Source organism: Leptospira fluminis (assembly GCF_004771275.1).
Taxonomy (GTDB): Bacteria; Spirochaetota; Leptospiria; order Leptospirales; family Leptospiraceae; genus Leptospira_B; species Leptospira_B fluminis.
The window spans coordinates 62,452-77,175 of sequence record NZ_RQEV01000017.1 but is presented as its reverse complement, the minus strand read 5'-3'; the positions used below and the strand labels follow the sequence as shown (position 1 = coordinate 77,175).

The 14,724-nt window shown below is 49.2% G+C and carries 11 protein-coding genes; 9 read left to right on the top strand and 2 right to left on the bottom strand.

All coding sequences use genetic code 11. The annotated features are described in order from the left end of the window. Positions 1–3: 3 nt before the first annotated feature. Complete coding sequence (locus tag EHO61_RS15825) at positions 4–996, bottom strand: hypothetical protein (RefSeq protein ID WP_135814537.1); 993 nt, start codon at positions 994–996, stop codon at positions 4–6. A gap of 105 nt (positions 997–1,101) precedes the next feature. Here EHO61_RS15825 and EHO61_RS15820 point away from each other — a divergent pair, with 105 nt between their 5' ends. Genes EHO61_RS15820 through carB form a run of 5 tightly spaced genes read left to right on the top strand, consistent with a single transcriptional unit; the run spans position 1,102 to position 8,083 of the window. Then, a complete protein-coding gene (locus EHO61_RS15820; RefSeq protein ID WP_135814536.1) occupies positions 1,102–1,293 on the top strand; it encodes a hypothetical protein in 192 nt (63 codons plus the stop codon). Next, entirely contained in the window at positions 1,293–1,871 is a 579-nt protein-coding gene (locus EHO61_RS15815; protein WP_425460361.1) for a hypothetical protein, read from the top strand. The genes EHO61_RS15820 and EHO61_RS15815 overlap by 1 nt, the downstream gene beginning before the upstream one ends. Then, positions 1,868–2,452: an RsmD family RNA methyltransferase gene (locus EHO61_RS15810; RefSeq protein ID WP_135814534.1), complete on the top strand. Its 585-nt coding sequence runs from the start codon at positions 1,868–1,870 to the stop codon at positions 2,450–2,452. Before EHO61_RS15815 ends, EHO61_RS15810 begins: the two co-directional genes overlap by 4 nt. Beyond that, positions 2,433–4,715 carry a sulfatase-like hydrolase/transferase gene (locus EHO61_RS15805; protein ID WP_135814533.1) on the top strand — a complete coding sequence of 761 codons (2,283 nt, stop codon included), beginning with the start codon at positions 2,433–2,435 and terminating at the stop codon, positions 4,713–4,715. Before EHO61_RS15810 ends, EHO61_RS15805 begins: the two co-directional genes overlap by 20 nt. Before the next feature lie 41 nt (positions 4,716–4,756). Continuing rightward, positions 4,757–8,083, top strand: a complete 3,327-nt coding sequence (gene carB, locus EHO61_RS15800; protein ID WP_135814532.1) for a carbamoyl-phosphate synthase large subunit — start codon at positions 4,757–4,759, stop codon at positions 8,081–8,083. Positions 8,084–8,114: 31 nt separating this feature from the next. Here carB and EHO61_RS15795 read toward each other — a convergent pair whose 3' ends face one another. Beyond that, complete coding sequence (locus tag EHO61_RS15795; protein WP_246032175.1) at positions 8,115–8,570, bottom strand: DUF1499 domain-containing protein; 456 nt, start codon at positions 8,568–8,570, stop codon at positions 8,115–8,117. Between the two features lie 198 nt (positions 8,571–8,768). Between EHO61_RS15795 and EHO61_RS15790 the strand changes: the two genes are divergently transcribed. From EHO61_RS15790 to EHO61_RS15775, 4 genes are all read left to right on the top strand, one after another. Beyond that, the gene (locus EHO61_RS15790) at positions 8,769–10,346 is read left to right on the top strand and encodes a flagellar hook-length control protein FliK (RefSeq protein ID WP_135814530.1); all 1,578 of its coding nucleotides are present in this window, start codon (positions 8,769–8,771) and stop codon (positions 10,344–10,346) included. Positions 10,347–10,356: 10 nt separating this feature from the next. Further along, a complete protein-coding gene (locus EHO61_RS15785) occupies positions 10,357–11,031 on the top strand; it encodes a flagellar hook capping FlgD N-terminal domain-containing protein (RefSeq protein ID WP_135814529.1) in 675 nt (224 codons plus the stop codon). Positions 11,032–11,058: 27 nt separating this feature from the next. After that, positions 11,059–12,453: a flagellar hook protein FlgE gene (gene flgE / locus EHO61_RS15780; protein ID WP_135814528.1), complete on the top strand. Its 1,395-nt coding sequence runs from the start codon at positions 11,059–11,061 to the stop codon at positions 12,451–12,453. 282 nt (positions 12,454–12,735) lie between these two features. Then, the gene (locus EHO61_RS15775) at positions 12,736–14,718 is read left to right on the top strand and encodes an HD family phosphohydrolase (RefSeq protein ID WP_135814527.1); all 1,983 of its coding nucleotides are present in this window, start codon (positions 12,736–12,738) and stop codon (positions 14,716–14,718) included. Positions 14,719–14,724 lie beyond the last annotated feature (6 nt).

The following is a 14,724-nucleotide window of genomic DNA, read 5'->3' as shown; positions in this document are numbered from 1 at the left end:
AAATCATTCCTCCAGCGGCAGTTTCGTTTTTAGATTGGGGTGTTTGCCTACGATCTCTCTCGCCAATCTTAGAATTTCCTCTCTACGATCTCCCGCTGTCGGATAGTATTCCTCCAAAAGAGACAGGGCTCTCGGAGGAAGGTTTTGATAATAGAAAATTTTGGCTTCCAGAATGCGGGAACTTCCCGTCAGAAAATCCACGTTCTCGTTCCGTACGCGCCTCAGGCTAGCGAGGGAAGAAACGTATTGTCCCGCCCTGAATTCGGAAAGTGCGGTCAAAAAATCCGCTTCTCTGCGGGAAAGAAGCAAAGCGCCGGATACTTCCTCCCGAGAAAGAGTACTTTTTAGGAAATCCGTATTTCCGGATAGGGAGCTTCCCAAGAGACAGACCCAGGCGTACCCGATCTTCAATTCCGGACTCAGTTTTTGCGGATCGATCGAGATCAAAAGCTTATTCAACGCGGACCGGCTAAGTTTCTGTCGAATCGCTTCTCCGAACGAAATCAGATAACGGTTATCCGTATGTTCCGCGAATTCCGGATCCACAGCTTCTGCTCTTAACGCGTTACGATAAGAGTCCTCTATCAGCGGAAGATAAGAGGAATCCTCGGAGAGGAATTCGTCGAATCCAGTATACGCGATTTTGGTCAGAGTTCCGGAATCGAAACGGAATCCTAAAAGTAGAAATTCGTAATAACTGGATAAAGCCAGATAATGGTAGGAAATTCCGTCCTTGGGATTTGCGGAGGCAAAGTCTTTGGCCAGAGACCTGAATTCCTTGATTTCGTTTTCCTTCGGGTCCGACTTTAAGATTCCGCTCTGCAGAATCTTTCTTTCCTTCTCTAAGAGAAGTCTTCGGTCACCGGCAAATACGTTGCGGATATCCTGGCGAAAAAAAAAGGCGATCCCGCCGAGGACGATTGCAAGCAAGAAAAATACCAAGGGTTTGTAATCCGTTTTTTTCTTGTAACTTCTATGTCGAGCTTGGTAGAGCATCCTCTCGGCAGAATCTCCGGAACGCCCGCACCTTTCACGTATTTTTTGAGGCATTCCCGTTTAGTACGGCTTGACTCACAAGCCCCCCTTGGTTTCCGTGTAAATATGCCCTATGACTACGACTTTGACGAGGACTACGATACTGACGGGGGGGAAGACTTCCTGGATGACGAAGCCGTAACCTGTGTCTGCGAGGACTGCGACCATCGTTGGGAAAGCGATCCGGACGGCTCTTTGGACGGGCCGGAAAGCACTATCTGTGCTATGTGCGGTTCCTCGAACGTAATCGAGCTTTGATTTTTCCGGTTCCGCACCGTTCCCGAAAGGGGATTCTTCGCGGAGCCATCGTCTTATTTTTTTATCTCGCCCAATCGCCGATCGTGTTTCCGACTTACGGAGTCGATTTCGATCAAATCTATGAATATTATAAAAAAGGAAATTATGACGTTTTAGTCAGGGCCTCCCGACCCGTTCTGCGCAAAGGGGAAGTGGATTATAAAATCCTTCTTCTTTACGTCGCCTCCGAACCTAATCTGGAGGAAATCGATAAGACTTTAACCAGTATCTTCGAAAGATCCAAAAAACATCCCGGAATCTTTTACAACGCGGTATATCTTTTTCTGGAAAGGGCGTTGGTTTTGGAAGCGACGGAGCCGGGGGGGAGATGGGGAAAGATCTTTTTGGAGCACGGAGAGTCCTCGGTCCGCTATGCGGAAGGAGTTTACACTTACGCTTGCATCCTGTATTCTTCCAAGGATTATGAATCCGCGGAAGGAATCCTGCAAAAGGCTAAAGAGATTTCGCACGACGCAAAATTGGGAAAGCGGCTTAAGATTTTGGAATTGAGCCTACAAAAGAGCAAGGAGGGAAAATGAAACCGTCCAAGAAAGGAAAAGGGCTTAGGATCCAGACGGGCGATTTGAAAGGGAAGTTGATCCCTTCGCCGGTCACTCAGGAAGGGAAAAGCAATTTTACTCCCGCGATCATGAAGAAATCCTTCTTCGATATTCTGGAATCCCTCCAGTTGCAGGGTAGGCTGAATTTCACGGATGCGGCGTTTTTGGATTTGTTCGCAGGGTCCGGACAGATGGGAATCGAAGCGCTAAGTCGCGGATTCGCGGAAGCGATCTTTTTGGAACTGGCTTGGGACCGCTTCGAAAGTCTGAAAGGCGTTTTGACAAAGATTCCCCACGAGCATTCCGTTTTTCGAAAGGATGCGTTCCGTTTTTATACCGGCTTTGCCGAAGCCCGAACGCATAAGGTTTTCTTTATAGATCCTCCCTATTCTTTCTGGGAAAAAAAGGAGGCTAAGATTAAAGCGATGGTGGAGGACATCGTCGTTCAGGAATCCGGCGCGGCATTGATCGCCGTCCAGTCGCCGGTCGCTTTGGATTGGGAAGGTTTCGAGTCTCGTCCCTTCGGCAGGAACGTACTGAATGTCCGCGCGTTGGTTTAAGTTCAGGGAAATTTTCGTACAGGAGTTCCGGTCCGGAAGTCCCTGGATACATACCGGGATATTCGTTTTCGTTCTCTCCTTTCTTTGCGTCGTCGGGAACACTTCCTTCCATATCATGGGCGTGGACATCGGAGAATTCCGGTCCTTATTTTACGGATTGATTCCGTCCATTTTACGCGACTTAGGCGTCGTACTCTTCGTATCCTACTCCTTCTTTTTCTGCTTTTCCATACTATCGATCGGACCGGAATGGGAAGCTTATCGGAATGGAAAAAAAATCCCGCTTCTAATGTTTTACCCGCTGCTTTTTGCGGGCCTGTTTCTTCTTTTTTGTTCTTCCGTTTCCATGTATCCGCAGGTTTACGGAGAGTTCTTTTATTATAGGCAGGCTTGGGCGCTCGGGTTTCTCTATTTTCTTACCGATCATATCCCTCCCTGGTTTTCCCTCGGAGTATTGAGTCTTCTATTGTCCGTTCAACTCGGGCGGAAGGTTCGAAATTTTTTGAAAGAGGGGGACATACAATCCGTCGTTCGACTCGCGGTATTCCTGCTGTTCTTTTACGGATTCCATCGTTTCGGTTCCGCGTTAGGCGTTTTCTTTTCCGGGTGCGCATATTATTGGTCCCCTTCTCTGAAACGAAGGCAGTACGAATTCTTCTTACTTTTCGTTCTCGCACTCGGATGTTTCGGCGCGTTTCAAAGCAGTCAGTCTCCGTTGTCCGAGGGGAATTTTCGGAAGAACGTTCCGGCCTCGGTTCCGTCCGGTTTGTCTTATCCGAACGTTTTGGTCCTCGCGGCCGATAGCATCCGGGAAGACCAACTCGGATTCGTCCAGGGAAAAACGGAGCTGACTCCGAACATAGATCTTCTCGCGGCCGATTCCAGGGTTTTTCTGGACCATCATACCACGATTCCTAGAACTTTCCCCGCATGGGCCGATCTATTGACGGGGAGATATTCCTTCGAACACGGAATTCTGGACATGTTTCCGGATAAAAAAGACAGAGCGTCTCTGGGATCTAGAATTTCCACGTTAGCCGGAATTTTGAACTCCGAACTGGGATACCGTACCGGCGTAGTGTCCTCTTTTGCCGGGGATATTTTTCCCAGGGCGGATTGGGGGTTTTCGAAGGTCTATGCCCCGGACTTCAATGCAGGAACCCTTACCCAACAAAGAACCTTGGAATCCCAAGTATATCTGTTACCCGTGCTGACGGGGGCTTTTTTCGGGGGCGGAGAATATCTTTCTTCGGTGCGTTCTTTTCCTACACTTGGGGATGACGAAAGGATTTTGCCCGACTTGTTCCGCCTTCTGGATGAGAATCGGAACCCTTTTTTTCTGGTCTATTTTTCCTCGGTCACTCATTTCCCCTATAGTCCGCCTTATCCGTACTACAAGACGGAAGGCGATCCGAAATATTACGGTCCTTCCAAGTATTTTCGGTTCGTGGATCCGAGCGACTCCAGAATTCCGGAGGAGAGCGAGAGGGAGCAGATCCGAGCGGTCTATAAGGAATCTCTACTCGCGTTCGATTCCGCCGTGGGTAAAATCGTCGCCGAGCTGAAAAAGAAAGGGTTATATGATAATACTCTAATTCTTTTAACAAGCGACCACGGGGAATCATTGTTCGAAGACGTGCATAGTCACGGTCACGGGGAGCACCTCCGAGGGGAGGGCGTGACCAAGGTTCCGCTTATCTTGAAGTACCCCAAGAATTTTCCCGTTTCCGATCGGTCCGGAACCTTTTCCGGAATCACGAGTTCCCTGGACGTATTGCCGACGGTTCTCTCCGTGGCCGGACGCAAAACGGACGCGGGTTATCCGGGAAGAGACCTGACAACGCTTCCCGCTCTTCACTTCTGGAAAGACGACCGAAAAGTATATTCCGAAACGGGAATTTGGTTTTCAGATCGGGGCAATCATTTCTTTCAGAAAGGCAGGATCCGCTATCCGAATATCCTGGAGCTGCATTCCATAGATTCCTCAGATCGGAATACCGTCGCGATTTCAGATCCGTACGCTAAAGAAACGATCTCTTTCGCGAAACACAGGATGGTGCAGGACGGGAAAAGGAAATTTCTCTACATTCCCGGGCCGGACGGTGTGCAATACGAATGTTACGATAGGATCGGGGATCCTTGGAACCGAAAGCCGCTTCCCGTCCACTTGTGTTCGGATTTGAAATTGGAATTGGAGAGAATTCTCCTCGGTTCCGGTAAATGGAAAAAGGCGGGGGACTATTTCCTTCCCGTTGGGAATTGATGCTTGAAGTACAAGACGGAGCGAAAAAGCTGTAAAATAATATGCCGAAAAGAGAAGATATCCGATCCGTATTGATCCTCGGATCCGGGCCGATCGTTATCGGTCAGGCCTGCGAATTCGATTATTCCGGAACCCAAGCCACTAAGGCGTTAAAGGAAAAAGGAATTCGAGTCATTCTTCTCAATTCGAATCCCGCGACGATCATGACGGATCCGGACCTGGCGGACGCGACCTACGTTGAGCCTCTGACGGTCGCCGTGGTCCAGAAAATTCTGGAACAAGAAAAGCCGGACGCGATTTTGCCGACCGTAGGCGGGCAGACCGCTCTCAATCTCGCGATCGCGTGTCACAATGCCGGCATTCTGGAAAAGTACAATGTGGAATTGATCGGCGCGAAAGTGGACGCCATCAAAAAGGCCGAAGACAGGGAATTGTTCAAAAAGGCCATGGAAAAGATCGGGGTCAAGGTACCTCGGTCCGGTCTGTCGAATAACTTAAAGGAAGCCGCGGAGATCAAGCAAAGGATCGGCCTCCCTCTTATCGTCCGTCCGGCGTTTACGTTAGGAGGTACCGGCGGTGGAATCGCGTACGACGAAGAGACTTTCGACGAAGTAGTGGGAAAAGGGCTGAAGGCTTCTCCTATCAGTCAGGTGCTTTTGGAGGAGTCCGTCCTAGGATGGAAAGAGTTCGAGTTGGAGGTCATGCGAGACCTCGCGGACAACGTAGTCATCATTTGTTCCATAGAAAACATAGATCCGATGGGAGTTCATACGGGAGACTCCATCACGGTAGCTCCTCAGCAAACTCTCTCCGATAAGGAATACCAAAATCTCAGAGATCTTTCCATTAAGATCATCCGTGAGATCGGAGTGGAAACCGGCGGTTCGAATATTCAATTCGCGGTGAATCCGGAAAACGGAGACGTGATCGTGATCGAAATGAATCCCCGGGTTTCCCGTTCCTCGGCTTTGGCTTCCAAGGCGACAGGATTTCCGATCGCAAAGATCGCAGCCTTATTGTCCATCGGATATACGCTGGACGAGATCAAGAACGATATCACCCGCGTGACTCCGGCCTCCTTCGAACCTTCCATTGATTATGTGGTCACTAAAATCCCGAGGTTCGCGTTCGAGAAATTTCCCGGAACGGATGATACTCTGGGCGTCCAGATGAAAGCGGTGGGGGAAGCCATGGCGATCGGAAGGACTTTCAAGGAAAGTTTCCAGAAAGCCATGCGTTCCTTGGAGATCGATAGGTACGGTTTCGGGTCCGACGGGAACTTTGCGGAATTGGCGGAGTTCCATTCCCTTTCTTCGGCCGCAAAACAGGAAAAGATCGACGCCTTCCTACGTCGTCCGAATGATAAGCGAATCTTTTATGTAAAGAAAGCTTTGGAAGAAGGATATTCCGTAGAAAGAATACACGAACTCTGCAAGATCGATCCTTGGTTTTTGTACCAATTTGCGGACCTGCAAAAAGCGGAGACGGAGTTTGCGGAAAAAGGAGATTCCGTTCTTCCGAAAATGAAGCGCTTCGGTTTTTCCAATCGTCAACTGGCGTATCTCAAAAGGAAAAAGCAGGTGGACGTCCTACTTTCATCGGAGCTGACTCCGGATAAAAAAAAGGCGGAAGTCGCCTCCTTATTGAAAGCGGAGGAGATCCTTCTGGAACGGGCGATCGTAGACGCGAAGATAGAGCCCGTTTACAAACGTATCGATACTTGTGCGGGAGAGTTCGAAGCCTATACTCCGTACTTTTATTCTTCGTATGACGAAGAGGACGAGACGGATGTAACCTCGAAACGGTCCGTGATCATCTTGGGTGGAGGTCCGAATCGGATCGGCCAGGGGATCGAATTCGATTATTGCTGCTGTCACGCCTCCTTCGCATTACAGGATTTGGGAATCGAATCCATCATGGTTAATTCCAATCCGGAAACGGTATCCACGGATTATGATACCTCCGATCGTCTCTATTTCGAACCTCTGACTCTCGAAGACGTCGTTCAGATTTATAAAAAGGAAAAGCCCGAAGGTCTGATTATCCAATTCGGAGGACAGACTCCTCTGAAGTTGGCCAAGGACTTGGAGAAAAAGGGGATCCCTATTTTGGGCACCAGCCCCGATTCGATCGATAGGGCGGAGGACAGAAAGAGGTTCGCGGAAGTGCTGGAGAAACTTCATCTTGTATCTCCGAAAAACGGAATCGCGACCTCTATGGAAGACGCCCGTAAGATCGCGAAGGCGATCACGTATCCTGTGCTCGTTCGTCCTAGTTACGTGTTAGGCGGAAGAGCCATGCTGATCATCAGCGAAGAACGGGAATTGGACCGTTATATGGAAAAGGCCGAGGAAATCTCGGAGGATCGACCTCTTCTGATCGATAGCTTTTTGGAAGACGCGGTAGAAGTGGACGTGGACGCTCTTTGCGACGGCAAGGAAGTTTTTATCGCGGGAATCATGGAGCACATCGAAGAGGCCGGGATCCATTCGGGAGACTCCGCTTGCGTTCTTCCTCCCCAATCTCTGTCCGCCAAAGTGATGGAGGAAATCGGTACAGCTACGAGAGCGTTGGCCTTGGAACTGCAAGTAAAAGGTCTCATCAACATCCAATACGCGGTCAAGGACGAGAGGTTGTATGTGATCGAAGTCAATCCCCGCGCGTCCAGAACCGTTCCGTTCGTGTCCAAAGCTTTGGGGCACCCGATCGTCAAATACGCAACTCGTATCATGATGGGCGAAGCTCTGAAGGAACTTCCTCTTCCCAAGGAAATGGATTTCAGAACCGTAAACGTGAAGGAAGCCGTGCTACCTTTCAATAAATTTCCGGGAGTCGATACCATTCTAGGACCGGAGATGAGATCCACCGGAGAAGTGATGGGGATCGCGGATACGGCGGGGGAAGCCTTTTTAAAATCCCAGTACATGGCGGGAGAAGAATTGCCTTCCCAAGGAACCGTTTTCGTATCTGTAAACGACAAGGATAAGAAGGAACTCCTGCGCTATATGAAAGATCTTTCCGTTCTCGGGTTCAACCTGATCGCCACCGAAGGAACCCACAAATACCTATCCGAAAACGGGATTCTTTCCTCCAAGATCAACAAGGTTTACGACAACCAGTTTCCGACGGCGCTGGATTATATCCGTGAGAACAAAATCCATCTGATCCTGAATACCCCTCTAAGCAGGGTGACACGGGACGACAGCTTTGCGATTCGTCAGGCCGCCATCCGTTATAAGATTCCTTGTCTGACGACGGCGAGCGCCGCTAAGGCTTTGATTAAGGGAATGGTGGAGATGCGGGACAAAGGGTTTACGATCCGCTCCTTGCAGAACATACACGGATCCTCGGATATTCGGAAAAAATAATTTACAAAATCTGAATTCTCCGCGCTTTTCCTTATGGAGCGGAGAATAATTCCCTGATCTTCTCCATCCTTTTTCTATTCACTCCTAGGTCCGAATGTCCCAACCTGGAAGCGGATCTTATGTGAATCGTCTTTTGATCCGGCGCGAAATAAAATTCGACGTCGTCCACGAAGCGCATCGTAAAGGAAGTGAATTCCGCATACACGTAATCCGGTTTTTCCGTAATTATAAGCGTTCTCGGGAGGGATTGGATCGCGGCCACCAATTTCTTTTTAGCGTCTTCCGGTTTATTCTTGTATTCGTACGAAGAAATGAAATGGGTCTCGTCCGAGTTGGCAACTTGACTGGAAACGCAGTTGGGACTGCTTGGGCAAGGGGCCAACTTACCGTCTCGAACTCCCAGATTCGTGGGTCGAGTTCCGGTACAACTTGCGACGACTAACATTAAGAAGGCGAGAGGAAAAAATCCGAGAACGATGCGTGACATGGCTTTCATCGGATCGTCGTTCGCTCGGATGCGCCAGTCTTTTTCCCGGTTGGCAGGAACTACTTTAGCGATTTTCGGGAAAAATTAGACGATTTCCAGCACCTAACCCGACATAATCAAAAAAGGGAAGAAGATAATTTCGGAAATCGATCAAGGAATCGGAGGAACTTTCGATCCTTATACTGCAAGGGGCGCTTTATGCAGATACGAACCGATCAATCCAGCCCGGAAGATGTCCGGATCACGCATGCCGAATCCAAATCGATTTCCGTTTCTTCCGACAAGGCGCCTCAGTCCGGTCCGAATTTTATGGATCTGATGAAGTCTATCCAGCTCCGTTCCCAACAGGCTTTGGAAGAAGGAGAAGGTCGGTCCGCCGTCATCCCGGACCATAGAGACGTAGAACCGAAAGAACAGGATTTATTCGAAAATACCGAAGGCGTTCGGAATCTCCAAAAGAATGAGGAACAAAAAAACGAAGAGGAAGAAGAGATCGCTGGGGAAGGGGAAGATTCCGATTTTTCCGAACTGTATTCCTTTTTGAATCTCGTTTCCGATTCCGTTTCTCTTCCTGAAAATCAAAAGGGAAAACTCCGCACGATAGAGGGATCGGAAGAGAATGCGATCGAGGGAGAAGACCTGAGATCTGAAAACGATCTCGAAACAACGGAAGGGAAAATTCCGTTTCAGCTCAGCATGAGCGCATTTTTGCAGACCTTGGAATCTAAAGAAGAGGATAAAAATGCCAAGGAGGAAGAAGGGGTCGTTTCCCTTTCTGCCGTCAAAAAGAATCTTAGAAATTCCTCTAAAGAGGAAATTGGCCAGCAAAAGGAATCCAAATCGGAATCTACGGAAGCTTTAGAGACCCCGAAGTCCGAGGAAAAAAAGAACGTCAAGGAATTCCGTCAAAGTAAACCTTCGGAAAAGGAAAGTCTGGAAGAAGGCATGAAAAAATTGGATGAAGTCCGAAGGTTTTCCAAACCCGCCAACGAGGAAAAGGGCCAGGCCGTATTGCGGGAAGTAAATAAGGAAAACGTAATTTTAGATTCCGAATCGATAAAAGTCACCCGCGAAAAAAAATCGGAATCCTACGCGCAAATCTCGAAATCATCCGCCGTTAAGCTGCAAGCCGCCGAAGACGCCGGAACGAAAAACGATTCCAACGGAAAGGACAGGCAGAATCAGGAATCGCTTCATAGACAGGGAAACGAGACCACCTTATCCCTGATCAAGGCCGGAATGGGAGTGACGGATAAGGAATCCGTTTCCGCCTCCTCCGAAAAATCCCGCGCTTCCGGCGTAAGAACTTCGGATCCGGGAATAACAAGGGAAAATTTCCAAAGATTGGTCCAGAGCGCAAGACTTCATATCGTAGAAAACGGAAGGTCGGAAGCGACTTTGCGCTTAAATCCCCAAGAATTAGGTAGGGTCTCTCTTCGGATTTCCGTCGAGGAAGACAGAGTGCAGGGGAGAATCCTCGTGGAATCCGAGGAAGTCAAACGCATGTTCTCCGGAGATCTGGAGCAACTGAAAAAGGATTTCAAGGACCAAGGATTGGTTCTGGAATCCTTGTCCGTGGAAGTGGAGGAATCCGGATCGTTTTTGTTCGCGGACAAAGACTCCGGCAATTCGGGCGAAGAAAGAACCGGAGACTCCTCCGTTTCTCGGACGAACGGAAAGCGAGAGGAATCGGAAAATCTTTCCGATTCCGATTCTATAGAAATTCCGCAAAACGCCGACAAGAATACAGAAAGACGTTTAAACGTTTTAGTGTAAGGACATTCGAATGCCAGAAACCAACGCAGTCAGTAGCGAAGCGGCTCGAAACCGTTATCTCGAAGGAGACAGAAGCTTCAATTTGAAGAACCACTTCGAGAAATTGGATAAAGAGGAAAAGAGCGGATTGCAGGGGATAGAGGTGCGCTCAACGGCAAAAGCGTTAGGAAAAGATGATTTTCTAAAACTTCTCATCACCCAACTTTCCTCCCAGGACCCTACGAATCCCGTCAAGGACCAGGATTTTATCGCTCAGATGGCGCAGTTCTCCTCGTTGGAACAGATGAATAATATCTCCCAGGGGATCGGAAAAATGACCAACCGTCAGAGCTTTTCTCTCGTCGGAAAAATCGTTTCCGGTCCCGATTTCGTGACAGGGGAAAACGTCGTCGGAACGGCAGGAGCGCTCTTCTTTGATGGAGAAGGGAAATCCTTCGTAAGAGTGAACGGCAGGACCGTCGAAATCGATGCGATCACCCTGATCACGGATCCGAGCTTGTTGAACCAGAACGAGACCGGATCCAAAATCCCCGGGCAATCCCGGAACGACGGCGCGGTTCCACCGCAATCCGCGGATTCCGTCTCGGGAATTAATGCGCAGGCCGGCGAAGAACAGGAATTCGAATCTTCGGGCGCTCCCGGGTGGAGCTTTCCCGGCAAACCCAACCAAAGTGATTATAAATAAGATAGAAAGTATCGAGGTACAAGCGTTATGATGAGGTCTCTTTATTCCGGAGTCTCCGGTCTGAAAAACCACCAGGTTAGAATGGACGTGATCGGGAACAACATTTCCAACGTGAACACTCACGGTTTCAAGACCGAACGTGTGACTTTTCAGGACATGATTTCCCAAGAACTCCGCGGAGCTTCCGAACCCAAGGAGAACATCGGAGGAGTAAACCCGCAACAGGTCGGTCTCGGTTCGTTGATCGCTGCGATCGATAAAATCATGACTCAGGGAGCGTTGCAGACTACCGGAAAAAATACGGACGTAGCGATCTCCGGAGAAGGTTTTTTCATCGTTAAGGACGGTGATAAGCAATTCTACACGAGAGCCGGAGCGTTTAACCTGGATAAGAACGGATACTACGTGAATCCCGCCAACGGTCTGAAAGTGCAGGGATGGAATTCCAGACTCGACGAGAAGGGAAATAAATACATCAATTCCTCCGGATCGACGGAAGATATTATTATTCCAGTATATTCTAAAGAACCCGCACGTGCGACCTCTAAGATCGATTTCCGATCCAACTTGAACTCGTCCGTCCCGGCGGTTCCCCCGGACGCGACTCCGGAGGAAATCACGGCTTATATCAACGATCCGGATCCGAAACAAAGACGCGGTCACGTCACTACGATCAAGGTTTTCGACGATCAAGGGCAACAGCGGGAACTCAAAATGGAATTCTATAAGGTCCGTGACAATACCTGGAAAGGTCGAGTTTCTCTTACCGATGCGACGCAAGTGTCCGCGGATGTCGCCGGAACCGGCGGTCAAAACACCCAACTTCCCGGAAACACGGAGCTCGAATTCGGCTTCACCCCCGACGGAAAACTCGTGTACGTTTCCGACGGTGCGGACATGATGAATACCGGTAAATTAAGCGCTAAGGTTTCCTTCCGGATTCCCGGAAATCCGCAGGTGCAGAGTTTCGACCTTGCCTTAGGCGAAGCAGGGATGGTGGATGGAATCACTCAATTCTCTTCCGATTTTACCACGAAAGCGGTAAAACAGGACGGTTATACGATGGGATACTTGGAGTCCTTTTCGATAGACAATTCCGGAACCATCACCGGCGTTTACTCGAACGGAATCAAGCAGCCCCTGGCCAGAATCGCCACCGCGGTCTTCAATAACCCGGCAGGTTTGGATAAGGCGGGAGATACGATGTTCGCTTTCTCCAACAACTCCGGCGAACCTTTGATCGGAGAGGCCGGGATTGCGGGCCGGGGAAAAATCAACGCGGGACTTCTGGAAATGTCCAACGTAGATTTGTCCGACCAATTTACGGATATGATCGTAACCCAAAGGGGATTCCAGGCCAACTCAAGGACGATCACAACTACGGATCAAATGCTGCAAGAGGTCTTGGGTCTGAAGCGTTAATTCTAACCCAAACGACTATTTGACGAACGGTCTCGGGCGTTCCTTGCTTTTCCGGCGGGGGACGCCTTTTATTTTGTAGGTTCCTTGAGGTTTTTTTCGGGATTTTTCCTCTAATCCTAACGGAGAGAATCCGACCTTCGAAGTTCCGTTTGGTGATGAGTATACTTTACGCATTTCTATAGCCGAATTCGAGCGTGAACACCTGTTTGGCGCGTGTTTCCGTCCTTCGGAAAATTCTCCTTTTCACGAAACTAGAATTGTCGTAGGATGGGCCCGCAAGGAATGGAGTCCAAGTTTCAGCAATACGTGGTAACGGATGATCCGGCTCTAGACCGCAGGTTAACCGTACTGCGGAACAAACTTCATCCGGAAGTTCTGCTTCTTCGGGACTTTTACGAATACCCGGGAATCCGAGACACGGAACAATTTGTAAATATCGTCTTTTATCTTTCCGCCGCCGCGTTGGAGGAAGATCACAGGCGTATCCGAGAACAGCTCCGTCTGAATCCTCTCATTCTGGCACGATTTATCCTGAACGCCGGTTTGGATTATGACGGTCACAAACAGACGGAAATCGAAGACGATTTGATTTTCGGAATATTACCGAACACGACGACCGACCTTCATATCTGCAAAGGTTTGGCCAACGCATTCGTTCATCTGCAAATGGTAACGGATCAATTCGATCTGCTCCACCGGATCAACACCGCAAAATACGAAATCAATCGGTTGACGCGGATCGGAATCAGTCTGGCCAACGAAAAGGATTTCGATAAATTATTGGGCGAGATCCTATACAGTGCAAGGGAGATCTGTAACGCGGATTCCGGATCCTTGTATCTTGTGGAGAGAGACGAGATCAGTTTCGTCAAAAGTCTTAGATTCAAAATCTCGGCGTTGAGCGTGGGGGAGGAATTCCTACTCCCGATCAATAAGGAGAGTATCGCAGGATATGTGGCGGAGACCGGTAAGGTTCTGAACATCGCCGACGCGTACAATCTTCCTTCCGAAACGGAATTCACGTTTAACGGAAACTTCGACGTATTAACGAATTATTATACGAAGTCCATGTTGGTCGTGCCCATGAAGGATCATAGAGGGGAGGTAGTCGGGGTTCTACAACTGATCAACCGAAAGCGGAATTTTAACCAAAAGCTGACCGTGGAGCAGATGAAAGGGGAGGACATACAGCCGTTCGACGACTACGCCTCCCAGTTGGTTTTGGGTGTGGCCGGCCAAGCCGCCGTAGCTATCCAGAATAATTATCTCCTCCGGGAAATCGAAACTCTATTCGAAGGATTCGTCACGGCGTCGGTAAACGCGATCGAAGCCAGGGATCCGACCACGAGCGGGCATTCCTTTCGTGTCGCTCTTTTGACCGTGGGATTGGCGGAAGCGCTGGATCGGGTCGAGAACGGAAAGTATAAGGACATCAAATTCAGCAAGGAACAGATCAAAGAGATCCGTTATGCGTCCTTGCTTCATGATTTCGGAAAGGTCGGAGTTCGGGAAAAGGTGCTCGTTAAGGCCAAAAAACTGGAAGAGCTGGAACTGGACCTGATCGATTGGCGTTTTAAGTTCCTGACAAAGGATTTGGAAGCGCGGTTCAACGCCAGAAAAGTGGAATATTTAAAGAAGCACGGAACCTTGGGATTCGCGGATTTCGAAAAGTCTCTAGACTTCGAAAAGGCGGAGGAGTTCAGAAGGTTGGGTTCCATGTTGCAGATCATCCGTCAATCCAACGAGCCCACCATATTGGAAGAGACCAATTCCTACCGTTTGGAAGAGATCGCAAAACTGCAGTACACGACTACGGAGGGAGAAGAACTGAATCTGATCACGCCGTACGAATTCGGATTTCTCACGATTAAAAAAGGGTCCTTGGATTTCGACGAACGTAAGGAAATCGAATCCCATGTGGAACATACCTTCCAGTTTTTGAGCAAGATCCCTTGGACCAGCGATTTAAAAATGGTTCCGGCAATCGCCCACGCCCATCACGAAAAGTTAAACGGAAGCGGATATCCTCGCGGGCTGTCGGGAGACGACATTCCAGTCCAGTCCAAGATCATGACCATTTCCGATATATTCGACGCTTTGACGGACAAGGACAGGCCTTACAAGAAGGCGGTTCCCTTGGATCGTGCTCTCGACATTTTGGAGATGGAAGTAAAGGACAACCATTTGGATTCCGAATTGTTGAAGATGTTCATCGATGCGAGAGTTTGGGAGAAATTATCCCAGCACCCGCATCTTACGAAATGAACCCGG